Consider the following 25,795-nt stretch of genomic DNA (forward strand, 5'->3'; position numbering starts at 1 on the left):
AGCAGCTGGCGTGGACGAAGAACTTCCTGGTGTTGACGCTGTTGGAGGATGTCGCGACGAAGTTGGTCGTGTTGCGGGAGGGCTCGTGGGAGCCGGTGGAGGCTTTCGGCGAGTTACCGGCACAGGCCACTGTGAGCGTGATTGATACGGCCTCTGAACGCGACGATGAAATCTGGTTGGTGTCGACCTCGGCAACGCAGCCGGCAACTCTCTGGTACGGGCAAGTCGGCAACCCGCTCACGGAAGTGCGGCGTGCTCCGGCGCTCTTCGACAGTGAGGGGATGGAGACGCGGCAGCACTGGGCGACCTCGGCCGATGGCACGCGGATTCCGTATCGCATCACCGGCCGCTTCGACGCAGGCGCTAGTGCAGAGACAACCACAGCCACACCCACTCCGAACCCAGCCCCTACCCTCGTGCACGCCTACGGCGGTTTCGAGGTCTCACTGGTCCCGCAGTACTCGGCGATTCGTGGCCTGACCTGGCTCGAGCGGGGCGGGTACTTCGTGGAGGCCAACCTGCGTGGCGGTGGCGAATTCGGCCCGACCTGGCACTCCTCGGTGGTCAAGACTGAGCGGATGAGGGTCTATGAGGATCATCAGGCCGTGCTGCGCGACCTGGTTGAACGCGGCTACTGCACGCGCGAGCAGCTGGGCGTGCGCGGTGGTTCCAACGGCGGGCTGCTGACCGCTGTCTGCCTAACCTCCTACCCGGAGTTGGTGGGCGCAGTGGTGTCCCAGGTGCCACTGGCGGACATGATGCGCTATCACAAGCTGTCCGCGGGAGCCTCCTGGATGGCCGAATATGGAAACCCGGACGACCCCACCGAGCGGGCTGCGATTGCGCAGTATTCGCCGGTCCAGCGCGTCGTCAAGCGAGAGCAGCGCGCCTACCCACCAGCGTTGATTACGACGTCTACCAGGGATGACCGTGTCCACCCGGCACATGCGAGGAGCCTGGCGTGGCTGCTGGAGGAAGCGGGACAGCCGGTGGATTATCACGAAAATACCGAAGGAGGCCACGCCGGTGCGGCGGATAATTCGCAGGTCGCGTTCGTCGAGGCACTCATATCTACGTGGCTGTGGAACAAGCTCAAGTAAGGTAACAGCCGTGAGTAGCGCTGATTTCAATAATCCTTATACCGGTATTGCGTTCAACCTGGGTTTCCGGGTGAACAAATACGAGCTGGACCTCGATTATCGGGTCGGGCCGAATCGTCTGAAGGCGACGGCGACTCTGCATATCGAAATCAATGCTTGGACCTCACACATCACGCTCGACTTTGCGGATGCGCTGGGGGCCGATTCGGTGGATGCGATTTCCGATTCGCAGGCACACTCAATCGATGTAAAGCGCTGGCGCCATTCGGGACGCAAGCTGCGCGTCACCTTTGACCGCGAGTTGGCTCCCGACGAAACGCTGCGGCTGATTGTCACTTACTCGGGCACGCCACGTCCGGTGCGCTCGAAGTGGGGCGAAATTGGCTGGGAGGAACTGGAAAACGGCGCACTCGTGGCATCGCAGCCGGTGGGCGCGGCGTCGTGGTACCCCTGCGATGACGATCCCGAGGTCAAGGCGTTCTACGAGTTCACGATGGTCACCGACGCTCCCTACGAGGTCGTCGCACCAGGGCTTGCCGACGCTCCGGTGAACGTGGGCGGATCGCGCCGCCGCTGGCGGTTTGTCACCGAGGAGCCCATGGCCTCCTACTTGGCCACCATCAATGTCGGCCAGTTTAAGAAGGTGGAGCTGCCGTGCCAGACCTCGACCGTAGTGGCCTGGGTGCCCTCTGAGTTGGTGGCAAATGCCCGCCACGACTTCCGCGACCAGGGACGCATGCTCGATGAATTCGCCAAGCTCTTTGGCCCTTACCCCTTCCGTGCCTACCAGGTGGTCATTTGTGAAGACGACCTGGAGATCCCCATCGAGGCACAGGGTCTGTCCATCTTCGGAGCCAACCACGCCGACGGCAAGGACACGTGGAATCGACTGATTGCCCACGAGTTGTCACACCAGTGGTTCGGCAACAGTGTCGGCATTTCGCAGTGGCGCGATATCTGGCTCAACGAGGGTTTTGCCTGCTATTCCGAGTGGGTGTGGTCCGAGGTCAGCGGCGGTGCCAGCGCGGATGTGCACGCCCGCAAGCACTACCTGGACCTGCTTGAAGATGATCAGGACATCGTCATCGCCAACCCAGGGCCCAAGCTGATGTTCGACGACCGTCTGTACAAGCGCGGCGCGCTGACTGTGCACGCTCTGCGTCTGCTGCTGGGAGACGAGGTGTTCTTCGACCTGGTGCGCAAGTGGACCACCACCAACCGCCACAGTGTGGTCGATGCAGTGGACTTCCGCGCACTGGCCAACCGCGTATGCCGTGAGCGTGGCATCACCACCTCGCACCTGGATGTCATCTTTGACTCTTGGCTGTCACGCAGCTCCTTGCCGGACTTCCCCACTGATCCGACGCGCTCCCCTGCTGACCAGGGCATCGACGATAATGGTGCTCCAATCGTGGATGAGGAACTGGCCGCTCAGTTTGAAAAGCTCGGCTACTCGAAGGCCAAGGACTAGAGAGCTAGAGGCACGTCAATGTCCGGTTTCAAATGGTTGTCGCTGGCCACGATTGTCGCGGCGATAGGCAGCTTCGCGGTGCTGATTATCTCGGCCCGCGCACTTCCCAATGCGGTAAACCTGCAGTTCGTGGCGTTCTGGGGGCTTTTCTTCGCGCTCACGGGTGTTCTCGGCGGGCTGATGCAGGAGACCACGCGCGCAATCGGTGCTGCGGAATCGCGAGGGCGGGATCGGGATCGAGAGCAGGGGCAGAGCCAGGAGCAGGAAGCCTCGGAAGCGGGTCAAACTCTCGGTGCTCGTCCCATCACAGTGTCCCTGGGCGTCGCCGCAGTTACTTTCGTCACCATGGCAGTGACGGGTCCGCTGTGGGCCCCACTGGTCGTGCAGGATGACGCCGGCACTGCAATTCTGCTCATGGCTTTTGGTCTGGCGCTGTACTCCATGCAGGCCACCACCTCGGGTCTACTCAGCGGCCGCCAACTGTGGGGCCCCTACGCCGCGCTAATCATGATTGACATTCTCGTGCGCGTGGCTCTAGCACTCATCGCCTGGTACTTCGGCTGGGGCCTGCTGGCCTGGCTGATTATCACGGTATTCGGCACTGTCAGTTGGCTCATTCTCGCGCTGTTTTCCACGGCAACCCGCTCGGTCATGTTCGCGCGTGCCGACGTCCCGGTGCGCCGCTTCATCACTCTCATGGTCACGGCCATGGGCGCATCCGGCGCATCTGCTGTGCTGGTCACAGGTTTTCCGACAATCGTCAAGATTGCCGGCGAAGCGGTCACCACTGGCGCCGGGATAGCCGAGTCGCTTACCCCGCCGCATGCCAACAACTTCACCGCAGCGGTGACCATTGCGGGTATCGCCTACGCTGTAACGCTGACCCGCGCTCCGCTGCTCATGCCCTTGGAGAAGTTCCAAAACGCCATCATTGTGAGCTTTGTCCGGCATCGCTCCGAAGGCGTGCTGGCAGCGCTGGCCAAGCCGTTGGGGGCGCTGGCTGCTTTCGGCACCTTCGGGGCGGGCCTGGCATGGCTCATCGGCCCGTGGATTATGACTCTCATCCTGGACGATAGCTATCACGTGTCCGGGCCGGTGCTCGCAGCGCTGACGCTCGGTGCGACGTTGACCGCCATGTTGATGATTACCGGCTCGGTCACCTTGGCAGTGGAAAAGCACCACATGTATCTGATCGGTTGGTTGGCTGCGACCACGATCGCCGTTGCCATTCTTTTCCTCCCTGGGCACCTGTCGGTACGCACGGTCGCGGCTATCGCCGTAGGCTCTGCAGTAGGTGTTGTCATTCACCTGCTTGCGCTGCGCAAACTTTCCCCACGTGCTGCCAGGTCAGCCGTATCGGAGGCTTTTGCGGTGGAATAACACCACCCACATCCAATGCCGTCCCCCCCCCAAAAAAACCGTCCACATCCCCCTGCAACTCCCAAGGTTCGAGACTCACATGTCCACCATCACTAACCTCACGGTTCTCATGACCGTCTACCACCGCGTCGTCCCCGACCAGCTCGATGCTGCGCTGCAGTCGCTGTGGAACCAGACGCGTCCGGCCGCGCACGTCATTGTGGTCATCGATGGCCCGATCGAGCAGGAACTCGACCGGGTCGTCGTCAAGCATGAGCAGGCGCATTCGGAGATGACCGTGCTGCGGTGTGCGGAAAATGGCGGCTCGGGAGTGGCTTCGCAGGCGGGTCTTCAGTTGGTGGAAACGCCATGGGTGGCGCGGCTGGATGCGGACGATATTGCGCGTGCGGACCGCTTTGAAAAGCAGTGGGACGTGCTGACCGCTAATCCGGAGTTGGATGTGCTGGGCAGTGCAATGGCGGAGTTCGAGGGCACGCCGGACAATGTGGTGCGTGTGCGGACCCTGCCGCAGACGCACGCCGAGATTGCGCGTTATATCAAGATCAATTCGCCCGTGAATAACCCCTCCTCGATGCTGCGAACGGCGAAGGTGCGTGAGGTCGGTGGGTATCGCGACATCCGTCTGATGGAGGACTACGACCTCTGGGTGCGCCTCATGGCCGCCGGCGCGAAGTTTGAGAATCTGCCCGAGCCGCTGGTGTACTTCCGCGCCGACGGCATGTTCGAGCGGCGAACCTCGCGCGGCATCATCCGCGGTGAACGTCAGCTCCAGCGCACGCTGGTAGCTGAGGGGCTGATTTCCAGGCCGCGGGCGGTGTTTAACTTGGCGGTGCGGACACTTTTCCGACTTTTGCCAACTCAGCTCATGTCACGCGCGTATCGACGATTGTTTGTGCGGTAGGCTTCGGAGCGATGACTGACAACATGGATTTCTCGGACACCTGGCTGATTGTGCCGTGCTACAACGAGGGCCAGGTTATTCGTGAGGTTCTCGAGCACGCTCGCGAGACCTTCCCCAACATTGTCGCGGTCAACGACGGCTCTTCGGATAACTCCAGCCTGGAGATCCACAGGGCTGGCGCTCACCTGGTCAACCACCCTGTCAATTTGGGTCAAGGGGCGGCTATCCAGACCGGCGTGGAATACGCTCGCGCGCAGGCTGGCTCGAAGTACTTTGTCACCTTCGACGCCGATGGCCAGCACCAGGTCAAGGACGTCGTCGCTATGGTGCAGCGACTGCGCACCGAACCAATCGACATCATTGTGGGAACCCGTTTCGGCCGCCCTCGCGCCGAGGATGACCAGGTGCCGCTGATTAAGCGAATTGTCCTCAAGACGGTGGTCATGTTGTCACCACGCACGCGCCGACTCGGGCTTACCGACGCCCACAACGGCCTGCGCGCCTTCAACCGCACGGTGGCAGAGCAACTGAACCTACGCATGAACGGCATGAGCCATGCCTCCGAATTTGTCGAGGTCATGGACAACAGAGGCTGGCGTACCGCTGAGCAGCCGGTGGATATCCTCTACACGGAATACTCCATGTCCAAAGGACAATCCTTGTTCAACGGTGTCAATATCCTTGCCGACTCCCTGATTTCGAAGAGGCTGCCATGACCGCATCCATCGTTCAAATTATTTTGCTGCTGGCGATGGTGGGCCTGGTCGCTTACTTCGTCGCTAACCGTCGTAAAGCGCGCGCCAAGGCGGGTGTGAAACTGGGATTCGTCGTTTTCGTCATCGCGTGTCTGTGGGCAATCGTGCGTCCCGACGATCTGACCGTGGTGGCCAACTGGATTGGTGTGACCCGGGGCACCGATTTGCTGCTCTACGTACTGGTGTTGGCGTTCGTGTTTACCACGGTGTCGTCCTACATTCGCTTCCGCGAACAGGAGCTGCGCTACGCACGACTGGCTCGTGCAGTGGCCTTGAAGACCGCTGTGCGTCCGGAAGAAGAAATTGTGATTTCGGGCAGCCAGAGCAGCAGCCAAAAAGACAGCGCGACAAACGTCGAGAACAACGCTCCGTCCGACTAATCGGCACGCTAAGCGCATGTGAATCTGAGGCTGTGGTTCCATAGAAGCCATGAGCGAAGAAAATAAGGACAACATCGCCGCTGACCATAGCGGCGATTCGCAGCAGCCCTCGGCCGATGAAGCACGTCAGGAGACACTGCAGGAACCCCAGCAGGCTTCTCAGCCGGTACCCACTGAGCAGGACTTGGAGTCCTGGTCTGCCGACAGTGATGGAAAAACCAAGTCGTGGTACTCGATTCCGAACGCCGCATGGGCGCTAGCTGTCGTCGCATTGATCGTTGCCGGCGCAGCGGGCTTCTTCGCTGGCTCGCGTTCGGCTAGCTTCAACGGCGTGAGCACCGTCAACATGGCGGGCGTTGCACCAGGCAAGGGGGAAATTGCGCCTGTACCTGGCCCGAATGGCTCTTTCGACGCCAGCATCTACGGCCCAAAGGCGGGAGCGCAGCTAAAGTCCCCGGAGGATATGGACAATGTCCACCGCCGCAATGAAAATGATCCTTTTGCTCTCGGTGCAGTGGATGCGCCGGTCGTAATCTCAATCTACTCGGACTTCGAATGCCCGTTCTGCGCGAAGTTCGCAAACGAAACCGAGTCTGCCCTCGTGGAAAAGTACGTCAATGAGGGACTGGTCCGCCTGGAGTGGAACGATATGGCCATCAATGGTGAGAAGGCCATCAAGGACGCTGAGGCCGGCCGTGCCGCGGCAGCTCAGGGCAAGTTCTGGGAGTTCTCCCGTGCGCTGTTTAAGAAGGCCGGCGAAAAGGGCCAGGGCCACCCGGAGTTCACTGAAAAGGAACTGATTGCCGTCGCTCGCGAGGCCGGTGTGCCGGACATGAAGCGCTTTGAAAAGGAGCTTAAGGACGGCAAGTGGACCGAGGCGGTCGAGAATGCCACCCAGTTCGGTTCCATGCTGGGCATTTCCGGTACTCCGGGCTTCCTCGTTGGTACTCAGTTCGTCTCGGGCGCACAGCCTCTCGACGTGTTCGAGGACAATATCGAGCTGGCTCTCATCCACGCCAAGCGCGCGGAGGAAGCTGGCAAGTAACCTGGCTGACTCACGGCTAACCTACGCGGACGACTGCGCGAAGCCGCCCGCGTAAGCTGCGCTAGCCCTGATTCCGGAAGTACTCCACAGTACGAGCAACACCTTCCTGAATACTCATAGCTGGCTCCCAGCCGAGTACCTCACGCGCCCGCGTGGGATCCAACGCCGACCGCGCCACATCACCAGTGCGCGGCGGTGCAAACTCTGGATTATCCTCGGCATCCGCAGCCTGCGCCACCAACGAGTGCAGCTGCCGATCCGAGGTTTCTACGCCGGTGCCAATATTAAAGCGCATTCCACCACCGACCTCGCCGGATGCGCGGTAGAAAGCATCCACCACATCGTCGACATAGACATAGTCGCGGGTATTTCCTCCGTCACCGAATACCTTGGTTGGCTCTCCCGCCAGCAGTCGCTGAGCGAAAATAGCCACCACACCGGCCTCGCCGTGCGGATCCTGCCGCGGGCCGTACACATTCGCCGGCGCGATGTGCGAGCATTCGAGCCCGTAAAGATTGCGGAACATATTCAAGTACAGTTCGCCCGTTGCCTTTGAGGCGGCATAGGGGCTCATCGGATTGACCGGCACGTTTTCCGTCACCGGAAGCTCCTCCGGCGTGCCGTAGATGGAACCGCCCGAAGATGTAAACACAACCTTGCGGACACCGTGCTTTCGGGCCGCATCGGCAAGTTTGATTGTGCCAATGATGTTAAGCGTCGCATCTCGCACCGGGTCGGCCACGGAAATCCGAACATCAATCTGCGCTGCGAGGTGGAAAATAACCTCCGGGCCGCTTTGCTCGAGCAGCTCGTCCCAGTCCACCTCCAGCACATCGGCGGTTATGAACTCAAAGTCGTCGTTAAGCGATGCCTGCTGGAGGTTTTCCAGCTTTCCGTGGGAGAGATCGTCCAGCGCCGTGACCGCGTACCCTTCAGCCAGTAGCCGGTCAACCAGCGTCGAACCGATAAATCCCGCACCACCCGTCACCAGCGCGCGCGATTTCGCGCTTGCCGACGATTCTGTCATCGCGGTGGCCGGTGATTCGTTCTTGTGCTTCTCCATAGGAAGAACTATAGGCGCTTAGTAAGGAAAACCGCTTATACGTGTGCCAACCTCACATTGACGGGGTTGATTAGTCTTCCGAGGAATGCGAGATTACTCAGCGCGCTGTGGCAGGTTGACAGTGGAATTGAAGAAAATAACCAAGCCCATCAGGATGGCGATGACCATACCGCCACCGAGCATGACCGGGTAGGTCATCCAGGAGATGGACTCGGAGAGCTTGGTCAGAATTGCCGGGAATGCGAAGCCAATGTAGGTCAGGCAGTAGAAGATACCGGTCAGACCAGCCATATCGCGTGGGCCAGCGATGCGCTGTACCTCGTTGAGGCCGGTAAACATGGACAGACCGTAGCCGGCGCCCAACACCAGCGCTGCAATGAACGCCGTCACTGCGGTGGGGTTGGTGGACATCCATGCGGCCATTCCCATGCCGATAACCACGATGCCAATTGCGATTAGCGAACCGCGGGCGTTGTGCTCGGTCACAAAGCGTGGACCAATCTGCTGAATACCGAAACCGCAGAGTAGCGCGAACAGTGTGACCATCGCGGAGTAGAACACTGGCTGGGAGACGTGGTCCTGCAGCAACGACGGAATGATTGCGTAGGCAACACCGGCTGCACCGAAGACCCACGGCGCTCCCATCGCGGCGACGAGCAGGAAGCGACGGTTAGTTACCGAAGGGGTACGCAGGGACTCCCAGACGCTTTCGTGCGGGGCGTTGCTGCCGCCCAGGTGCGGAGACTGGCGGGTCTCCGGCACAGCCACCAGACCGAAGATTGTCGGGATAGAAATCAGGATGTGGATGATATAAGCCAGCTGCCCCGGCAGCGGTGCGAACTGCGCTAGCGTGCCGGCAATTCCCGCACCCAGACCAAAGCCCAAGGTCAGCGCCATGGACTGACGCTTCGCGCCTGAGGTTGACTTGGCCTTGGGGTCAAAGCGCGAATCAGAGAGCTCCTTTACCCACGAGCCGCCCACGGCCATGACAATGCCGACTGCCAAGCCAGAGATAAAGCGACCGGTAAGGATAAGCGGGGCGGTAGTCTCGCCCAACGCAATAAGAGTCGACCCCAAAATCGAGAGAACCGGCGCGGCGAGCATCACCGGCTTACGGCCGATACGGTCCGAGATTGGGCCGGAAATCAGCAGTGCCGGCGCGATGCCGAGGGCGTAGACCAGCAATAGAAGGTCAATGAACACCGGCGCCAGGTCGGCATTTTCGCGGTACATCACCATCAGCGGCGTGAATTCGTTGCCACCCCACGCGACGGCGAAAACTGCAATTGCGGCGAGCAACCACAACGGCGTGCCCTTATTGGATTTGGCCCTGCCGTGAGGTACCTCATTTTCATTGCCGTTAGTTCCTGCGTGAGAAGACATGTCGTTTACTTTACGACGGTCCCCAGCGCCTTACGCGCAATGGTGGAAATTGAGTTACGGGGGCTAACCACAAAAGATGTGTCGGGGTGGTTTCGGCGCTTGGCGCGACCACCGCCCCAAAATGCCCCTGAAACCTGGGGCTTACACCCCCGTCTCGGGGTGGCTTGTTGCCAACCTTGTTTCCCTGCCCCATCCGGGGGCAGTGCCCTTTTCGACACTACATCGTTATTGTTCCGTTACTTCTTCTGTATCTTGAGCCACTTTTGCCACACCATTCACACAACTTCTGAATATATAATTACAAATTAGTTCAATGTGGGGGTAGTCGAACAGCTATAAAACGCAGATTTCCCCTATTTAAGACAATCTCACGCCTAGACGCCCACTAGGTCGCGCAAATTGAGCCAGAAACAGCTCGTCGTTAAGTAGTGCCCAACACACCCCCTTTTGCACACCCCCGAATCCGCCTATTTCAGGCATGCGTATAAATAAATCGGTCACAAACAAAGGAAATCTACCGCCATTCACCGACCCCCATTACCCCCGTTGTTCACTTTTTGTCACCGCTCGCTGAAGTTCAAACGCTGGTCGCTACCGGTCTGGCTGTGTAAGAATTCGACACCGTCAAACATTCTGTCCTTTCCCCAAGCGCTGGCTGAGAAAAACCTGGGGCAATTTCTGCGCGACCGCTGAGATCACCAAGGTCCTCGATGGCCGTGCGGACGGGTATGTAAAGAAAGTCTTGTTTTTTATGACTACTTCGATCATCGCGGCTGATCCCAAGCAGCGCCGCCAGGTGCTCACGGGAACTCTCGTGGGTACGACCATCGAGTTTTATGACTTCCTGATTTACGCTCAGGCCGCAGCTATCGTGCTCGCTCCACACTTCATCGAGCCGGCTGCACAGTCGAACCCACAGGTCGCTCAGGTGCTCGCCTGGGCAACCCTGGGTATTTCCTTCCTCTTCCGCCCACTTGGCGCTATTGTTGCTGGTCATATCGGTGACCGTTACGGCCGCAAGATGATTCTGGTCTTCACCCTCATCGGCATGGGTGCGGCTACTTTCTGCATCGGCCTGCTACCGACCTATGAATCAATCGGCATCGCCGCACCTATCCTGCTGGTTCTCCTCCGTGTTTTCCAGGGTATTTCCGCTGGCGGTGAATGGGGCGGTGCAGCCCTGATGTCCGTGGAGTACGCACCGAAGGAAAAGCGCGGTCTCTACGGCGCATTCCCGCAGGCCGGCGTTCCGCTGGGTCTGACCCTCGCGACCGGCACCATGCTGATTGTTATGGCAATCGTCGGCGAGGAAGCCTACATGGACTGGGGCTGGCGTGTGCCGTTCCTGCTGTCCTTCATCTTGGTTCTGATCGGTTACATGATTCGCCGTTCCGTTGACGAGTCCCCGGTCTTCCAGGCTATGCAGACTGAGTCTGCCGAGCGTTCCGCTCCGCTGCCGGAGCTCTTCCGCAACCACTGGGGCAAGGTCATCCAGGGTGCTCTGATCTTCGCTGCTCAGCAGGCTACCGGTTACCTCGTGATCGCATTCTTCGGCGCTTACGCACAGAAGACACTGGGCTACCCCGCAACCGTCGCATGGACCGGTACTCTCGTCGCTGGTATTTGCTGGACCATCTTCATGTTCATCGCCGGTGCTTGGTCCGACCGCATCGGCCGCGCTAAGACCTTCATCATCGGCTACGTCGTGATTATGATTTGGGAGGCCGTCATGTGGAGCATCCTGGATCAGGGTCCGTTCCTGTACATCATGACCGTCGCAGTTCTCACCCTGCCACTGGCCCTGACCTTCGGCCCGCAGCCAGCCATGTACTCCGAGATGTTCCCGGCTGAGGTCCGCTACTCCGGCGCTTCCATCGCTTACGCCATCGGCGCCGTCCTCGGTGGCGCATTCGCTCCGATGATTGCCCAGATGATCATGGACGCCACCGGCAACCCGTTCTACATCTCCGTCTACCTGATGGCCATGGCTATCCCGGCACTGATTGCCCTGTTCCTGCTGCCGAAGGGTCTCGAAGACCGAGACCTGATTGAGCACCCGGAAACTAACCTCGACGAAGTTAAGTCGCGCGTCTAGTTCCCACAGCTAAGGGATCTGCCCCACCGAGGGCCTGATTACGTAAGCCGTCGTTAAGCACTGCACAATGCAGCATTTGCTTGACGACGGCTTTTGCGTTTCCACCTTCTTTTTCTCCCGGTAACCCGTTTTCTCTTTCCTCGGTCCCGATTTCCTCATGAGTTTCTCAGTCGAAAGCGACTGACAAGCCCCAGATATCCCATTAACGTTGGGTTATGGCACAGAATTCATCCAGCTCCACGCGAATCCCCCGCCGGCGCTCGACCGACGCTCCGAAGACACTCCCCTCCCGTCCGGAACCGGAAGTGGCACGCGCACTGCAAAAGGTCCTGGACGGCTATTTCCCCGAGGCGCGCGCTGATGTCCGCGCCCTTTTAGAAGACCCCACCCTGCGGCCCACCTCTGGGCTGACCGTGGAGGAGGCCAGGCAGCACACCACCGAGGCGTTGTCCAAGGTGCTTAAGACCGGCATGCCCTATGGTGCTTTCCGCACTGACCAGGGAGGCACAGGAGATACCGGCGGGACACTCTCCGGGATTGAAATGCTCGGCCACACCGACTTGTCGTTGATGGTGAAGTCCGGAGTGCAGTGGGGCCTTTTCGGCGGCGCTGTCAGCAATCTGGGGACTGCGCGTCACGGCGAGTTGGTGCGTGACCTCATTGAGCTGCGGGCTCTCGGCTGCTTTGCGATGACCGAACGCGGCCACGGCTCGGACGTGCAATCACTCGAAACCACGGCACATTACGACCCCGAGACGGAAGAATTCATCCTCAATTCGCCGACAGCTTCCTCTGAGAAATGGTTTTTGGGCAACGCCGCGCGCGATGGGCGCTGGGCTGCGGTTTTTTGCCAGCTCTACACACCAGGACAAGAAGAATCCCATGGTGTGCACTGCATTGTTGCCCGGATCCGCAATGATGACGGTTCGCCTGTCGACGGGGTTGCGATTGGCGACCACGGCACCAAGGGTGGCCTCTTGGGCGTGGACAACGGCACTCTCATGTTCGACCATTACCGCGTGCCGCGGGAGAACCTGCTTAACCGCTTTGCAGATGTGTCAGCTGCTGGCGAGTACACCAGCGATATTGACAGCCCCAATGCACGGTTTTTCACGATGCTCGGTGCTCTCGTGCGCGGCCGCGTGACAGTCGGTGCGGCCGCTGGTGCGGCAACCCGCACCGCACTGACCATCGGCACCAAGTATGCCCACTTGCGGCGCCAATTTGCTCCCGACGATTCGCTGCCGGAAAAGAAACTCATTGAGCACCGCCAGCACCGAATCCGACTACTCCCCCGCATTGCGCGTTCGTACGGTCTGCAATTTGCCACCAACCTGCTGATCAAGCGGATTCACGACCTCGAAGCGGAAGGGCTGGACCGTGCGAATCTAACCCCGGAGCAGGCTCGCGATCTACGTGAAGCGGAGGCACATGCCGCCGCATTGAAGGTCGCCAACACCGCGCATGCCACCGATGCCATCCAGGAGATGCGTGAGGCCACCGGTGGAGCTGGCTACCTGGCGGAGAACCTGTTGACCATTCTCAAAGAGGACTCTGACGTATTCACTACCTTTGAGGGCGACAACGTGGTGATGTTGCAGCTGGTCACCAAGGAACTTTTGGGTGGTTTTGCCCGGGAGGTACAGAGTTTTTCCAACCTGGAAATGGTGCGCTTCGGCCTCGACAATTTCAGTGGCATTTTGCGCCGTCGCACCGGTGCGGATGCCGTCGTTCAGAACCTCTTGGATGCGCTGACTGACGCTGATGAGTCCTCACTCTTTGACCCCGCCAGCCAGATGCAATTGCTCATCGAGCGCGAGAATCGACTTCTCAAGTCCCTTGCTCGCAGGCTGCGCCCGGCGCGGAAACTGCCTGTGGAAAAGGCCGCGAAGCTGGTGGACAAGGTCCAGGACCACATGATTTCCTGCGCGTGGGCGCATATCGATCGCATGATTTTGGAAGCGTTTTTTGAAGCTGAATCCACACTCACAGATGAGCGCTCTCAAGAAGTGCTCGAGCAGGTTCGCGATGTGTTCTTCCTGTCGGTGGTCTGCGATAACGCCGGCTGGTTCTTGGAGCAGTCACTGCTCACCGGTACTCGCACCAAGGGCGCGCGGGCGGGCTTGGCCGATCTTGTTGATTCTCTTGGCCCCTGGTCTGAGGTGCTTGTCGACGCCTTTGGCACCCCCAGCACGATGCTGGATATCCCAATGATGGAGCCTTACGACGCGATGACACCGAAAGCTAAGGCAAACCCGGCTAGTTAGCGGGTTGGCCGGTTGGCCGCTGTGGTGGCTGCTGTGGCGGTGACTGGTGTGAGGTAGCTACGGCCTGGATGAGCAGGTTGGCTACTGCGCCAAGAAACCTTCCAGCCCAGCCACAGTGGCCTCTGCCAAGCGCTGACGGCCTTCGTTGGAGGTCAAGAGGGCAATGTCGCTGCTATCACGCATGTTGCCGTATTCGACCAGTGCCTTTGGCTTCGTCGATAGGTTGAGTCCGGTGAGGTCTGCGCGTGGATTCAGTCCTTCGCTGCCGAGATAGTTGGATGGAGCAAAACCGGCTGCGACGAAAGCATCGCGCAGGGCGGTTGCCAGCGCGGTAGATCCCTGCTCGTCATTATTGGCGAGCGGCTGCGAAATCGCAGACACATGGAATCCACGGTTGCCCTCTCCAGCGCCGTCAGCGTGAAGACTCACCACGGCATCGGCGTTGGAGGCATTTTCCTTCTCTGCACGGGCATCGATGCAATCTGCACGACCGGTGTCATCCTCGCGGCTGAGCAGCACCTGAGCACCGCGCTGTTCGAGCAGCTGCTTGATTTCCTGCGCCATCAGCCAATTGAACTCGTGCTCCGGGAAGCCGTCGTTGGAAGCGGTACCGGAGGTATTACATGGCTTCTGGCCACCGCGGCCGTCAGTGACCATCAAGTCGGCAGGTGGTGGGGTGCCGGCGTGTCCCGGATCGAGGTAGATGACCTTGCCAGCTACAGCGCTGGAACCGTCGGCACGCGAAGTAGCGCGATTAGCTTGCTGTTGTGGTGCATCGCCCGGAGCGACCGCGTCGGGGTTAGCAGAATCAGACATTGCAGACTCCTCATTCGGCGGAGTGGGATTCGGCATCTGCATGGCCTCTTCTTCAGCTGCCAACGACGTTTGCGTTTCCGTAGACGCAGCCTGCTGAGCGCTTCCTGCGTTGGAAGCCTCCGTGTCGATGGTGCAAGCTACAAGACCGGCTGGCAAGATTGCCGCAGCCACCAAAGCCACAGCTAGTCGTCTTGCTGATCGCTGCACTGCTAGTCCCTGGTGTCCGGGCTGCCGCATAGTGCGTTCTCCTAGTTTCCGCATACCTGCCATGTGTTGAATAACAGTAGCAAACACTCGATTGAGAGTCGCCGGCTCCGAGATTTCCTCCCCCTTCGTTTCGGGGAATCACCGCACGTCGGGACGTGTGCAGGATTTTTCAGCACTTATCACCGAGGGGTTTAGTGATTCCCCTTCGCCTGTGCTGCCAAACCCGTAAGCATTAAGTCCACAAGCTTTTCTTGCACACCGGGAAAGTACTGCTCGACCGCTGCAGAGTTAGGAAGGGGACGCGACACCACAGCGAGCCCAAGGTGGAAATCAATCGGTGCAACGCCCTCCGGGCATAGCCCAGCTGCTTTTGCCTTATCCAGCAGTCGCGTATAGCTCTGACGCAACTCCGTCATTCGCTTTTCGATAATGCCATCAATCTTTTTCGCCTCGCTCCCCAAACTGGTACTGAAATCGCTGAATAATGCCTGGGCAAGTGCCGCAACACTTAATTCCGCGATCGCGTGGACTGCTTCGTGCCAAGCGCCGTCCGGATCGTCGTCAAACTGAGCTACGGCTGCCTCAGTAATCCTGTCGATATCAGCTGCAACACGAGCACTGACTGCGCCGAGAAGCTCAATCCTGCTGGGAAAGTGCCTGCTTGCCGTAGCTACACCGACACCGGCCTCCCTGGCAATCGCACGCATGGATACACCGGCTCCTTGCTCTATCAAGAGTTTTCGCGCTGCTTCCACGATGGCATCACTGTTCATCACTGCATCTTGTCTCACACTTGCATCCTAACAAACGGAACACTATACTCCACTTTGTAAGTGAAACACTCTGCTCTAGTTAGGAGATAGGCCATGTCAACAGCTACGACTGAGACGAAAAAAGCCTCACCCGCCCCCAAAGCAGTAGCCGTGATCTTCGGTATTCCGCTCGTCATCGGGCTCATGCTCTTCGCGTTCCTGGCACCGACATTTGCCTCCGGCCCGAAGGATGTCCCCATTGCGCTGACTGCCCCCGCCCCAATGTCCGAACAAATCACCCAAGCCATCGAGCACAAAGCTGGCGACAATGCTCCTGACATCCAGGTGATGGACACTCCTGATGCCGTACGCGAGTCAATCCTCAATCGCGAAACTGTTGGCGGCATCGTCATTTCCCCGACGGGCGCTACCGCCTACACCGCTTCAGGCAACGGCGCACCTTACTCGCAGCTTATCGACGGCATTGCGACGACCCTCGAGTCTCAAAACATCCCTGTAGAGCGGGAGGATTTGGCTCCAACCACCCAGGATGACCCACAAGCTTCCGGTGTCGCGCTCCTCGGCTTGCCGCTGGCTTTCGGCGGTATCATTTCAGCAGTTATAGCCACCTTCCTTTTCCGCGGTAAGAAGTGGACGAAACTGAGCGTCCTCACTGGCATCGCAGTCTTCGGGGCTCTCGTGGCAACGTGGATGCTCCACTCTGTCTACGGCACGCTTTCGGGCAGCTTCGGCATGGAATGGCTGGCAATTTCTCTGGGAATCCTGGCTACCTCAATGCTTACCGCCGGGCTCGCGGCCATTATTGGCACTCCCGGTGTGGGCATCGGCGCCATTTTGACGATTTTCTTGGCGAACCCGCTCTCTGGACTGTCCACCGGCCCCTGGCTGCTTCCGGCCGGTTGGTCCGCCCTTGGCCAGTGGATGCCCATTGGGGCGACTGGCTACCTAGTCAGGTCACTGTCATTTTTCGATGGCAACGGTGCTGGGGCAGCGTGGTGGGTTCTCATCGTCTGGGTTGCCGCTGGATTTGCTCTACTCATGTTTGATCGTTCCAAAAAATAAAAAACGGGACCCCTTTAAAAGGATCCCGTTTCACACCGAGCCGCCTGCGAGAATCGAACTCGCGACCTTCTCATTACGAGTGAGACGCTCTACCGACTGAGCTAAGGCGGCACGCACATTGCGCCGAGCTTTCAAGCAAGCAGAAATAACCCTGCACAAAATGTACAAGCGGTAATACTACTGCACTGCCCCCATCGCTACCAAAATGGAGCCTACAGGCCGCTAAATTGGGAGCTTCTCCCGGATTACCTGCGGCCAACCTGCCCTGCAATCTGCAATTTAGCCATCAATTCATCCATCAAGACCGTCAACTTCACTGCAGTCACGAGCATGCCGCGCACCTCGGTGACAGCATCAATGGAGGCCAATATCGCCTCTGGCGGAAGGCGTCGGGCTAGCTCCGTGGCTGTCCGACGACGGTCTGGATTTATGAGGTAGACGGAGCCATCCCCAAACTCGGAATCAGCGCCAGAAGCCGGCCCAGAACGTTCCGCCCCAAACGCCAGCACCAGGGCGTCACGGTAAAGCCCCATAATGTCGGTCAACGACAGGTCGATCAGATCTGACTCCGCGCGCCTGCGCCGCCGCTTCTGATTTTCCTCCAGCTCCTTGATAACCCCCTTAGAGCCGCGCAGTGCCGCCTGCGCACCCTTGCCGGACGCACCTACGCCCAGTGAGCGCTCGAGGTTCTCCAGCTCCTCAGCCTCTAGTGGCTCCATCCGCCGCTTGACCTCGCCTGCTACTTCGTTGGCCAGCTCACGCGCCGCCACGTACGACTTCGCCGGATCGAACACAGCCTCCACGAAATCCAGGGCCTTACCCCGCCAAGCACGCGAGCCCTCATCGGAGACAAAGCCACGCGCACGCCCAATGTGACCATTGGACACTGTCGCGGCCCAGATCGCTTGCTCGTCGGTAAGCTCTGGCCGCTCGGCGCGCAGGAGGTTTGTGACGTCGTCGATATGCGGCGTCGGCACATAGACATGGCGGCAGCGCGAACGGAGCGTAACGGAGAAATCCTCCGCGTTCGTCGTTGGTGCGCACATGATGATGACGGTGCGCAGAGGCGGCTCTTCCACCACCTTGAGCAGCGCATTTGAGGCGGATTCGTTGAGCCGGTCGGCGTCTTCGATGATCAGCACGCGGCAATCCGCCGTCGTGGGCATCTTGTAAGCCCAGGGCCGCAGCTCGTCCCTCACCGTCGCCACCGAGATAATGGTTCCCTCCGGGCGCACGATTTTGATGTCGCCATGCGTTCCCGCCAGCGCCGTCCGGCAGCCCTCGCACTCGCCGCATCCGGGGTTGTCATGCCGCGTGCACAGCAGTGCCGCCGCAAACGCCGTCGCCGTCACCGACCGCCCCGACCCCGCAGGGCCAGTGAACAGCCAGGCGTGCGTCATGTCCGAGTCGCGTGGCACATCGCTTAACGACGACCCCGCGTCCCCACCTTCCGGCGAAACCTCCGCCCCATCGCCTGCCAGCGGTTGACCATTGGCAAAGCGATAATGCGCAGCGCGCACAGCAGCCTGCAGTCGCTGGCGAACCCCACCGGTTTCGGGCATACGAGAAAACACGCTGCGCTCTGTCATGGGCTCTGTCATGGCCACAACTCTAGCGCGCCCCACAAGACTCTTGTGAGGTAACTACTCCCTGCAATCCGGGGTTGCCACTAAGGTAGTAGTCATGCAACGGCTCTGGCGAAATCTGAAATGGCTAAGCGGGACAATGTGGCCTGCTTATGCCTCATTTATCTTCGTCTGCAACCTTGTCGGAGCCATGATTGTCGGCTTGTTCCTCGGCATGCTGTTGCCACTGAACCAAGAAACTCACTTGCCACGGTTGGCTAATGGTGTCATTTATGCCCTGGCTGGGTACCTGGTTCTGGCGATTATCGCGGGTATCGGCACTACCTGGATCCTGTTCAAACCGCTGGTGAAGTGGCAGCGTCATCCGGATATGCACGATCCGCGGCGGGTGCGATATCTGGTCATGCGCGTGCCCGTCTACCAGGCACTTTTGGGTACCGTCATCTGGTCTTTGGGCGTGATTGTCTTCAGCGGAGTCGCGTTCGCCTATGACAGCAAGATTGGCATGATGGTGCTGCTCACCTCGGTACTCGGTGGCGCAATGGTGGCGCTGTTGACCTATCTGATTGCGGAGCGCATGGTGCGTCCGGTTGCTGTGGAGGCGCTGGCGCGTAGGGCTCCGGATTCCTCGCTGGAGCCACCGATTGGTCACCGCCTGCGCCAGACATGGGTGTTGACCAGTGGTGTTCCAGTGGTGGCAATCCTGCTTGTGCTGATTGGTCAGCGCCGTGGCCTATTCACAGATGATGCGGCAGATTTGCTGCCCACCATCACCGCGCTGGCAATTCTGGCTCTGATTACCGGCTATTTCGGCACGATGCTGGCCAGCATGTCCATCGTTGACCCGATTCGGGATCTCACGGGCGCAATTAACAAGGTCCGCCAGGGCCAGGTGGATACGCGCGTGCCTATTTACGACGGCTCCGAGATGGGCGTTCTCCAGGCAGGCTTCAATGAAATGATGCGCGGCCTGCAGGAGCGTCAGCGGGTGCGTGACCTCTTCGGCCGCTACGTCGGCTCTGAAGTCGCTCGTAAGGCCCTGGAAGAAAAGCCGACTCTAGGCGGCGAGAATCGCCTGGTCGCGGTGCTGTTTGTGGATGTAATTGGCTCGACCAACTTCGCGGAGAAGAACTCGCCAGAGGTCGTTGTCCGCGAACTCAATGCCTTCTTCGACCACGTTGTTGACTGTGTGCACCGCAATAAGGGCATTATCAACAAGTTCCAGGGTGACGCGGCTCTTGCTGTCTTCGGCGCTCCCCTACCCCTCGACGACACGGCCGGTCACGCCCTCACCGCAGCCCGTGAACTGCGCGAGGAACTGCTCGACCTCCAACTCACTGCCGGAATCGGCGTCTCCGCCGGCCACGTCGTCGCCGGCCACATCGGTGCCCGCGACCGTTTTGAATACACGGTTATTGGTGACGCGGTTAACCAGGCTGCCCGTCTGACTGAGTTGGCTAAGGATACCCCAGGCCGCGTGCTCGCCACGGCTTCCACTATCCGCCTGGCCAACGAGGACGAGCAGGCTCGCTGGACCGCCCTGAAGTCCGTGGAGTTGCGCGGCCGCACGCACATGACGCAGCTTGCGCGCCCGGTGCGCCCGACGCTTGCCGACGAGGCCTAGGGAGCCGCGGACTCGTTGGTCTCGCTGTGCTCATGCTGTGCTCGTTGGACGTCTAGCATCCCTAGACTTCTCAGACGGCGAGCGCACTTACTCCACCGAGAATAAATCCCCTGGCTGGCAGTCCAGGGCTTCACACAACATAGTGAGCGTCGTGAAGCGCACGGCTTTCGCCCTGTTGTTTTTGAGCACTGAGAGGTTGACCGGTGTGACCCCGACCTGTTCGGAAAGGGCTGCGAGCGTCATACCGCGGCTTTCCAGTAGCTCATCCAAGTGGCACACAACCTTCGCCATTTAAATGAGCCCTTCCTGGTCTTCCTGCATTCGCGCGGCTCGGAACAACATAACTCCGAGAGTGGAGATGACCATCATAAGGACAAACCATATTCCTAGGTGCTGATAGAAATCGGCATGGTCGCGCTGGAACCACGTGCTCAGATTCAGGTCACCCGCGACCCAGTTTTCGCCCATAAGTTGCAGGAAACCACTTGCCGGATAGATCACTGCCAGCCAGGAGATAGCCATAACGCGTCGCGCAGTCTTAACCGTAAAGAACTCGCCCTTCAGGTACGAGAGTGAGAATAACACGCAGAGCACGGCAATCGCGGCGACGATAGCGCATCGAACAGCAGTCGCGGCAATAAACAAGGAGAGGGCTCCACTGCTCATAACCTCGATGGGAACGCCCTTGTTACTTCCCAGGACTTCAGGCAGGAGCAGAGTCAGATCGCTGGGGAACTGTTGGTGAAGAACCGGGTGGCGGAGCTCAAGAAGGATGTAAGCCAGCGCGATTACTCCGACAAAAAGGCCCGCAACTACATCCCGGCGTTCCTTAGTTTGGTTGACATATGGGTCATTTGGCTTCTTGGCCTGGGGAGATGTCATAGCTAGTTTCCTTGCTGCACCGTCATTGGCGCGGTTAGTGAATTTTTCTGCGGGTCGCTTGGAGCTGCAGCCAAACCCCGACACATCGTTATTCGATGTATCGCTTTTCGATACTATATCGCTTTTCGATATGTCGCAAGACTTCTACAACTTAACGTCACGACAACCGCCGTCCCCACCTCACCATCCGCCGCCAACCTGCGTACTCTCCCACAAATCCTTTACGTTGGAGGAATGACTGACAACCGACCCAGTTCTAGCACCAACCCCAGACCTCGCATGCTCGTTCCCGACGCTGCGCGTGGGTTCGCGCTCCTCGGCATCGCTATCGCGAACATTGCCACCGCCTGGCTGGTGGCAGATCCCGAACTGCCCGCAGCATTCTTCGGAGGCGTCATAAACGACAGCATCGCCGACAAGGCCACCGTGCTGTTTACCGCTGTGACCGCACATAGCCGCGGGCTGCCGATGTTCGCAACGCTGCTCGGCTTCGGTGTCGGACTCATTGTCCGCAGTTTGGCCAGGAGGAACTTTCCACGGTCGCGGGCGCGGGTGGTCGTCGTAAAGCGATATGCGTTCCTGGGGCTGTTCGGCATCGCGCACATGCTGCTTCTGTTCTTTGGCGACATCATGTTTCTCTACGGCATCTGCGGCATCATCCTGGGGCTGCTTATGGGGCTTAGCAACAAGGTGCTGACGATTCTCGCGTGGATTGCGCTGACGATCAACGCTGCACTGAGCCTGCTGTTTTGGGATTCGTAATTGCGATGCCCGACGCCGAGTTCGTCGGCTCCGACATGAGCGAGTTCGTCAACGGCGGTGCAATTGAAACGAGTTACCTGGATATGCTCGCCGCGAACCTCCAGGTCCTGACAATGAGCATCACTACCCTGCCGCTGCAGCTGTTCCTCTACCTGCCGGTGATGATGATCGGCTTCGTATGGGCTCGCAAGGGCGTGCTTGACGACGTTGACGCGCACCGCCCCCTGCTTATTCGGTGGCTCGTGGTGGCCGTGATTGTCGCCTTCGGTGTCGGAATCCCTATGGGGTTGGCAGCGATTGGAGTTCTTCCAGCCGGACAGCACATGGCCTTCTTGGTAATTAATAACTTTGCCGGAGTGTTCGCCGGTCCTGGCATTTTGGCCGGTCTGGCGTTGGCGCTGCAGCCGCTCCAGCGACGCCTGAACGAGGGCGCCGCTGTGCCTGGTTGGCTGGTGCCGATTGTGGCGCTCGGCAAGCGTTCGATGACGGGCTACCTGATGCAGTCGGTGATCTTCTTTGTGCTGGTGTACCCGTTTATGCTGGACATCCCGCGAGACATGGGCGCGTTCGTGCAAACACTCATCGCTGTAGGCGTCTGGTTGGTGACCCTGTTGGCCGCGTGGGCAATGGAGCGACGCGGGATGCAGGGACCGTTTGAGAAGGTGCATCGGCGGCTGTCGTACGGGCCGACGATGCGTGCGGAGTTGGCCGGGTTCGGTGGCCCCAAGCCTGCTCCGCAAGGGGCACTGGTCTCAGCGGGTGCGCCGGGTGCGGCGGACGCGGCGGGCGCTTAAGGCGCGGCGGCAGCTTAAGTGCTCTGCACCCATTTAGCCCCCGCCGCGGCTAACGGTCAATGCGCTACTTGCCCTGACGCGTTGCCTTCACCACTCGCTTGGTGGTGCGCTTGACTGCCTTCTTAGCGGTCTTTTTTGAGGTCTTCTTCGCAGCCTTCTTCGTGGTCTTGCGAGTCGACTTCTTCGCAGCCTTCTTAGTGCCACCGTTTGCGGCTTCCTTCGCGCGGCGCTCAGACAGCAGCTCGCAGGCGCGGGCATCGGTCAGAGTCTCAGGCGTATCCCCCTTGCGCAGCGAAGCATTGGTGACACCATCGGTGACGTACGGACCGAAGCGGCCATCCTTCACCGACATCGGGCGACCGGAGACATCGTTGTCGCCCAGCTGCTTCAGTGGCGGCTTCGCAGCAGCACGACCGCGGCGCTTCGGCTCAGCGTAGATACGACGAGCCTCGTCCAATGTCACGGTGAAAATCTGCTCTTCGTTAGCCAGTGAACGCGAGTCCGTGCCCTTCTTCAGGTACGGACCGTAACGGCCATTCTGAGCAGTAATAACCTCGTTATCGACCGGGTCGACACCGACCTCGCGCGGCAGGCTCATCAGCTTCAGAGCCTCTTCCAACGTGACAGTCGACGGCTCCATGGAGGAAAACAGCGAGGCCGTCTTCGGCTTCAGAGTTTCCTCGATGATTTCCGCGGTGCGCTTTTCCTTCTGCTTGGCAGCGGTCTTGGTTTCCCAGTTCGTCTTTCGCTTGCCCTCGGCAGCGCGCTGAGCGTCCTCTTCGGCGCGCTCAGCTGCGATGATCTCCTCAGCCTTGGCTACGACACCTTCGCGCTCTTCATCGGTGACCAGCTCGGTGACGTAGGGGCCGTAGCGGCCATCGCGAGCAACAATCATGCGACCATTGGCCGGGTTAATGCCCAGCTCACGACCACCCTGCGGCATGGCCAGCAGCTTCTCGGCGGCGGCCAGATCCAGCTCGTCCGGAGTCATGGCCTCCGGGATGTTGGCGCGCTGCACCTCGTCGGCACCGTTTTCACCGGCACCCGGACGAGTACGCTCCAGGTACGGTCCATAGCGGCCAACGCGAACGATGATCGGGTTACCCTCGGCATCGTCGAAGAGGTGGAGCGAATTGACCTTCCGAGCATCAATCGATTCCAAGTTCACGTCGATGATGTTCTTCAGACCACCGTGGGTCGCAATGGCGTCGGCTCCCTTGTGGCGGTGATCCTTGTCATCACCGAAATAGAAACCGGTCAGCCAGGTCGTGCGATCCTTATTGCCCGCAGCAATGCCGTCGAGCTCATCCTCCAGCTCGGAGGTGAAGTCGTAGTTGACCAAATCGGAGAATGCTTCCTCCATCAGCCCCACCACGGCAAAGGCCACCCACGAGGGCACCAGAGCGTTGCCGCGGGAGTAGACGTAGCCGCGATCCTGAATGGTCTTGATAATCGACGCGTATGTCGACGGACGACCAATTCCCAGGTCCTCCATCTTCTTCACCAAGCTGGCCTCGGTGAAGCGCGCAGGCGGGTTGGTGGAGTGGTTGTCGGCACTGAAGTCCGTGGCCGTCAGGCCCTGGCCTTCAGTCAACTGTGGCAGACGCTTCTCAGCGTTGTCGGCGACCTTGCGGCCGTCGGAAAGCGCAGAGACCTCGACGTATGCCTTGAGGAAGCCCGGGAAGCGAATCGTGCGTCCGGTGGAGGCGAACTCGACGGCGTGCGTGTCGGTGGCGCCAGCGATGGTGACCTTCATGGACGTGCCGCGTGCGTCGGCCATCTGCGAGGCGACGGTACGCTGCCAAATCAGTTCGTAGAGCTTGAATTCCTCAGCATCCAGCGATCCCGCCAGCTGCCCCGGCGTTGCGAATGTCTCACCAGCCGGACGAATTGCCTCGTGCGCTTCCTGCGAGTTCTTCACCTTGCGCGAGTACTGGCGCGGCGCATCGGCGACGTACTCCGAGCCGTAGAGCTCCAGCGCCTGCTTACGCGCGGCGTCGATGCCGGCCTTGGACAGTGTCGTGGAGTCGGTACGCATGTAGGTAATGTGACCGTTTTCGTACAGACGCTGCGCCACACGCATCGTGCGCTCAGAGGTGTAATGCAGCTTGCGGCCCGCCTCCTGCTGCAGCGTGGAGGTCATAAATGGCGGGTACGGGCGGCGCGTGTACGGCTTCTCCTCCACCGACGCGACCTTGAGCTCAGAGCCCACGAGGTCCGCCGCCAGGGTTTCGGCGAGCTGCTTATCGACGACCCGGATGCCATCGGACTTCTTCAGCTGGCCACGGTCATCGAAGTCTCGGCCCTGCGCTACGCGCTGACCATCAACGCTGGTCAGGGTTGCGACGAATTCCTTCGGCTGGTTGGCGTCAGCAGAAGCCGAGCCGGTGTCCAAAGTTGCGGCGACATCCCAGTACTCGGCGGAGATAAACGCCATGCGTTCGCGCTCACGCTCGACGATGACGCGCGTTGCCACCGACTGCACACGACCTGCCGACAGGCGCGGCATGACCTTCTTCCACAGCACCGGGGAGACCTCGTAGCCGTAGAGACGGTCGAGGATACGGCGACCTTCCTGGGCGTCGACCAAGTTTTGATCCAGCTCACGGGTGTTGGCGGCGGCTTCCAGGATGGCCTGCTTGGTGATCTCATGGAACACCATGCGACGCACCGGCACCTTGGGCTTCAGAACCTCCAGCAAGTGCCAGGCAATGGCCTCGCCCTCACGGTCGGGGTCAGTTGCGAGATAGAGCTCGTCGACTTCCTTGAGCTTGGCCTTCAGGTCGGCGACTTTCTTCTTCTTATCAGCGCTGACGACATACAACGGGGCGAATCCGTTGTCGACATTCACACCCAGACGAGCCCAGGGCTCCTTTTTGTAACGAGCCGGAACGTCGGCTGCGCCACGGGGCAAGTCGCGAATGTGGCCCACCGACGCCTCCACGATGTAATCATCGCCGAGATACGGCTGAATCTTGCGAGCTTTCGTCGCCGACTCGACAATTACAAGGCGCTTGAGGCCGTCTGAATTCGCCATAGAAGTTTTTCTATCCTGCAACGTTGAATGTTTTTGACTGTTTAGGTTCTGATTTTGGTTTAAATCTTGGGGTTCTTGACCGGACTCTGGCCGGGCCAGCTGCGAGAAGCCCGCAATCGGTTCCAACCGGTTCCGATCAGTTCAAATCAGTTCCCGGTCTCTTTCTCCCCGGAAGATTATCTGGAAAGAATATGAAGAATATAAGGAATACCGTACACACAATCTAGTTTGTCGCGTGGATTCCTCAAGTATCGGGCGGTTTTTGGGTGTGACTGAAGGGGCTGCTGTGGGGGGGGAGGGATACCCGGTGGCCAGCCCGACGACTGCTCTGTGGCTGGCCATGACTGGCCGCAACGGGCGCGTGACTGCGGGCTGCACGTGTGAATACGGGCTGCAAATGTGAAACTGTGCG

The 25,795-nt window shown here is 59.6% G+C and carries 21 protein-coding genes and 1 tRNA gene; 13 read left to right on the top strand and 9 right to left on the bottom strand.

The genetic code is table 11. From position 1 onward, the window contains the following. From HMPREF3011_RS09365 to HMPREF3011_RS09395, 7 genes are all read left to right on the top strand, one after another. Positions 1-1,100, top strand: a 1,100-nt coding sequence (locus HMPREF3011_RS09365) for a prolyl oligopeptidase family serine peptidase (RefSeq protein ID WP_141764765.1), incomplete at its 5' end; no start/stop codon positions are given. A gap of 10 nt (positions 1,101-1,110) precedes the next feature. Further along, positions 1,111-2,571 carry a M1 family metallopeptidase gene (locus HMPREF3011_RS09370; protein ID WP_049180741.1) on the top strand — a complete coding sequence of 487 codons (1,461 nt, stop codon included), beginning with the start codon at positions 1,111-1,113 and terminating at the stop codon, positions 2,569-2,571. 18 nt (positions 2,572-2,589) lie between these two features. Then, entirely contained in the window at positions 2,590-3,951 is a 1,362-nt protein-coding gene (locus HMPREF3011_RS09375; RefSeq protein ID WP_070841423.1) for a lipopolysaccharide biosynthesis protein, read from the top strand. Between the two features lie 79 nt (positions 3,952-4,030). Then, complete coding sequence (locus tag HMPREF3011_RS09380; protein WP_049172388.1) at positions 4,031-4,852, top strand: glycosyltransferase; 822 nt, start codon at positions 4,031-4,033, stop codon at positions 4,850-4,852. Positions 4,853-4,875: 23 nt separating this feature from the next. Further along, positions 4,876-5,568, top strand: a complete 693-nt coding sequence (locus HMPREF3011_RS09385; protein WP_048732520.1) for a glycosyltransferase family 2 protein — start codon at positions 4,876-4,878, stop codon at positions 5,566-5,568. Beyond that, positions 5,565-5,987 carry a DUF2304 domain-containing protein gene (locus HMPREF3011_RS09390; protein ID WP_016421952.1) on the top strand — a complete coding sequence of 141 codons (423 nt, stop codon included), beginning with the start codon at positions 5,565-5,567 and terminating at the stop codon, positions 5,985-5,987. The genes HMPREF3011_RS09385 and HMPREF3011_RS09390 overlap by 4 nt, the downstream gene beginning before the upstream one ends. Before the next feature lie 49 nt (positions 5,988-6,036). Beyond that, positions 6,037-7,032 carry a DsbA family protein gene (locus tag HMPREF3011_RS09395; protein ID WP_070841424.1) on the top strand — a complete coding sequence of 332 codons (996 nt, stop codon included), beginning with the start codon at positions 6,037-6,039 and terminating at the stop codon, positions 7,030-7,032. Between the two features lie 61 nt (positions 7,033-7,093). Here the strand turns inward: HMPREF3011_RS09395 and HMPREF3011_RS09400 are convergent, their stop codons facing one another. Further along, positions 7,094-8,059 (bottom strand): GDP-mannose 4,6-dehydratase, encoded by a 966-nt coding sequence (locus HMPREF3011_RS09400; protein ID WP_070841550.1) that lies wholly within the window; start codon positions 8,057-8,059, stop codon positions 7,094-7,096. Positions 8,060-8,188: 129 nt separating this feature from the next. After that, positions 8,189-9,478, bottom strand: a complete 1,290-nt coding sequence (locus HMPREF3011_RS09405; protein ID WP_070841425.1) for an MFS transporter — start codon at positions 9,476-9,478, stop codon at positions 8,189-8,191. Between the two features lie 751 nt (positions 9,479-10,229). Here HMPREF3011_RS09405 and HMPREF3011_RS09410 point away from each other — a divergent pair. Next, entirely contained in the window at positions 10,230-11,573 is a 1,344-nt protein-coding gene (locus HMPREF3011_RS09410) for an MFS transporter (RefSeq protein WP_070841426.1), read from the top strand. Positions 11,574-11,788: 215 nt separating this feature from the next. After that, positions 11,789-13,840, top strand: coding sequence for an acyl-CoA dehydrogenase family protein (locus HMPREF3011_RS09415; RefSeq protein ID WP_070841427.1), 2,052 nt, complete (start codon positions 11,789-11,791; stop codon positions 13,838-13,840). 81 nt (positions 13,841-13,921) lie between these two features. Here the strand turns inward: HMPREF3011_RS09415 and HMPREF3011_RS09420 are convergent, their stop codons facing one another. Next, on the bottom strand, positions 13,922-14,893 hold the full coding sequence (locus tag HMPREF3011_RS09420) for an N-acetylmuramoyl-L-alanine amidase (RefSeq protein ID WP_083300222.1): 972 nt from the start codon (positions 14,891-14,893) through the stop codon (positions 13,922-13,924). Positions 14,894-15,054: 161 nt separating this feature from the next. After that, positions 15,055-15,654, bottom strand: a complete 600-nt coding sequence (locus tag HMPREF3011_RS09425; protein WP_180802992.1) for a TetR/AcrR family transcriptional regulator — start codon at positions 15,652-15,654, stop codon at positions 15,055-15,057. Positions 15,655-15,729: 75 nt separating this feature from the next. Here HMPREF3011_RS09425 and HMPREF3011_RS09430 point away from each other — a divergent pair, with 75 nt between their 5' ends. After that, the gene (locus HMPREF3011_RS09430; protein ID WP_070841429.1) at positions 15,730-16,698 is read left to right on the top strand and encodes a hypothetical protein; all 969 of its coding nucleotides are present in this window, start codon (positions 15,730-15,732) and stop codon (positions 16,696-16,698) included. A gap of 38 nt (positions 16,699-16,736) precedes the next feature. Here HMPREF3011_RS09430 and HMPREF3011_RS09435 read toward each other — a convergent pair. Both HMPREF3011_RS09435 and HMPREF3011_RS09440 read right to left on the bottom strand, forming a co-directional pair. After that, positions 16,737-16,809, bottom strand: a tRNA-Thr gene (locus HMPREF3011_RS09435). Positions 16,810-16,943: 134 nt separating this feature from the next. Beyond that, entirely contained in the window at positions 16,944-18,299 is a 1,356-nt protein-coding gene (locus tag HMPREF3011_RS09440; RefSeq protein ID WP_070652851.1) for a DNA polymerase III subunit delta', read from the bottom strand. Between the two features lie 82 nt (positions 18,300-18,381). Between HMPREF3011_RS09440 and HMPREF3011_RS09445 the strand changes: the two genes are divergently transcribed. Beyond that, positions 18,382-19,908, top strand: a complete 1,527-nt coding sequence (locus HMPREF3011_RS09445) for an adenylate/guanylate cyclase domain-containing protein (RefSeq protein WP_210401651.1) — start codon at positions 18,382-18,384, stop codon at positions 19,906-19,908. Positions 19,909-19,995: 87 nt separating this feature from the next. Here HMPREF3011_RS09445 and HMPREF3011_RS09450 read toward each other — a convergent pair whose 3' ends face one another. Both HMPREF3011_RS09450 and HMPREF3011_RS09455 read right to left on the bottom strand, forming a co-directional pair. Continuing rightward, positions 19,996-20,199 (bottom strand): helix-turn-helix domain-containing protein, encoded by a 204-nt coding sequence (locus tag HMPREF3011_RS09450; RefSeq protein ID WP_005511351.1) that lies wholly within the window; start codon positions 20,197-20,199, stop codon positions 19,996-19,998. Next, entirely contained in the window at positions 20,200-20,790 is a 591-nt protein-coding gene (locus tag HMPREF3011_RS09455; RefSeq protein ID WP_070841431.1) for a hypothetical protein, read from the bottom strand. Positions 20,791-21,024: 234 nt separating this feature from the next. Between HMPREF3011_RS09455 and HMPREF3011_RS11475 the strand changes: the two genes are divergently transcribed. Both HMPREF3011_RS11475 and HMPREF3011_RS11480 read left to right on the top strand, forming a co-directional pair. Then, positions 21,025-21,552, top strand: coding sequence for a DUF418 domain-containing protein (locus HMPREF3011_RS11475; protein ID WP_246821493.1), 528 nt, complete (start codon positions 21,025-21,027; stop codon positions 21,550-21,552). Next, the gene (locus tag HMPREF3011_RS11480; RefSeq protein ID WP_246821495.1) at positions 21,540-22,346 is read left to right on the top strand and encodes a DUF418 domain-containing protein; all 807 of its coding nucleotides are present in this window, start codon (positions 21,540-21,542) and stop codon (positions 22,344-22,346) included. The genes HMPREF3011_RS11475 and HMPREF3011_RS11480 overlap by 13 nt, the downstream gene beginning before the upstream one ends. A gap of 64 nt (positions 22,347-22,410) precedes the next feature. Here HMPREF3011_RS11480 and topA read toward each other — a convergent pair whose 3' ends face one another. After that, positions 22,411-25,383 (bottom strand): type I DNA topoisomerase, encoded by a 2,973-nt coding sequence (topA, locus tag HMPREF3011_RS09465; RefSeq protein ID WP_070841432.1) that lies wholly within the window; start codon positions 25,381-25,383, stop codon positions 22,411-22,413. Positions 25,384-25,795: the final 412 nt, after the last annotated feature.

It is taken from the genome of Corynebacterium sp. HMSC074C04, from assembly GCF_001838295.1.
Classification (GTDB): domain Bacteria; phylum Actinomycetota; class Actinomycetes; order Mycobacteriales; family Mycobacteriaceae; genus Corynebacterium; species Corynebacterium amycolatum.

Coding starts and splice junctions, on each gene's coding strand:
- HMPREF3011_RS09405 (WP_070841425.1), bottom strand. CDS start 9,478: ATGTCTTCTCACGCAGGAACTAACGGCAATGAAAATGAGGTACCTCAC.
- HMPREF3011_RS09395 (WP_070841424.1), top strand. CDS start 6,037: ATGAGCGAAGAAAATAAGGACAACATCGCCGCTGACCATAGCGGCGAT.
- HMPREF3011_RS09385 (WP_048732520.1), top strand. CDS start 4,876: ATGGATTTCTCGGACACCTGGCTGATTGTGCCGTGCTACAACGAGGGC.
- HMPREF3011_RS09440 (WP_070652851.1), bottom strand. CDS start 18,299: ATGACAGAGCCCATGACAGAGCGCAGCGTGTTTTCTCGTATGCCCGAA.
- HMPREF3011_RS09455 (WP_070841431.1), bottom strand. CDS start 20,790: ATGACATCTCCCCAGGCCAAGAAGCCAAATGACCCATATGTCAACCAA.
- HMPREF3011_RS09450 (WP_005511351.1), bottom strand. CDS start 20,199: ATGGCGAAGGTTGTGTGCCACTTGGATGAGCTACTGGAAAGCCGCGGT.
- HMPREF3011_RS09445 (WP_210401651.1), top strand. CDS start 18,382: ATGCAACGGCTCTGGCGAAATCTGAAATGGCTAAGCGGGACAATGTGG.
- HMPREF3011_RS09420 (WP_083300222.1), bottom strand. CDS start 14,893: ATGCGGCAGCCCGGACACCAGGGACTAGCAGTGCAGCGATCAGCAAGA.
- HMPREF3011_RS11475 (WP_246821493.1), top strand. CDS start 21,025: ATGACTGACAACCGACCCAGTTCTAGCACCAACCCCAGACCTCGCATG.
- HMPREF3011_RS09410 (WP_070841426.1), top strand. CDS start 10,230: ATGACTACTTCGATCATCGCGGCTGATCCCAAGCAGCGCCGCCAGGTG.
- HMPREF3011_RS09375 (WP_070841423.1), top strand. CDS start 2,590: ATGTCCGGTTTCAAATGGTTGTCGCTGGCCACGATTGTCGCGGCGATA.
- HMPREF3011_RS09380 (WP_049172388.1), top strand. CDS start 4,031: ATGTCCACCATCACTAACCTCACGGTTCTCATGACCGTCTACCACCGC.
- HMPREF3011_RS09430 (WP_070841429.1), top strand. CDS start 15,730: ATGTCAACAGCTACGACTGAGACGAAAAAAGCCTCACCCGCCCCCAAA.
- topA (WP_070841432.1), bottom strand. CDS start 25,383: ATGGCGAATTCAGACGGCCTCAAGCGCCTTGTAATTGTCGAGTCGGCG.
- HMPREF3011_RS09400 (WP_070841550.1), bottom strand. CDS start 8,059: ATGACAGAATCGTCGGCAAGCGCGAAATCGCGCGCGCTGGTGACGGGT.
- HMPREF3011_RS09390 (WP_016421952.1), top strand. CDS start 5,565: ATGACCGCATCCATCGTTCAAATTATTTTGCTGCTGGCGATGGTGGGC.
- HMPREF3011_RS09415 (WP_070841427.1), top strand. CDS start 11,789: ATGGCACAGAATTCATCCAGCTCCACGCGAATCCCCCGCCGGCGCTCG.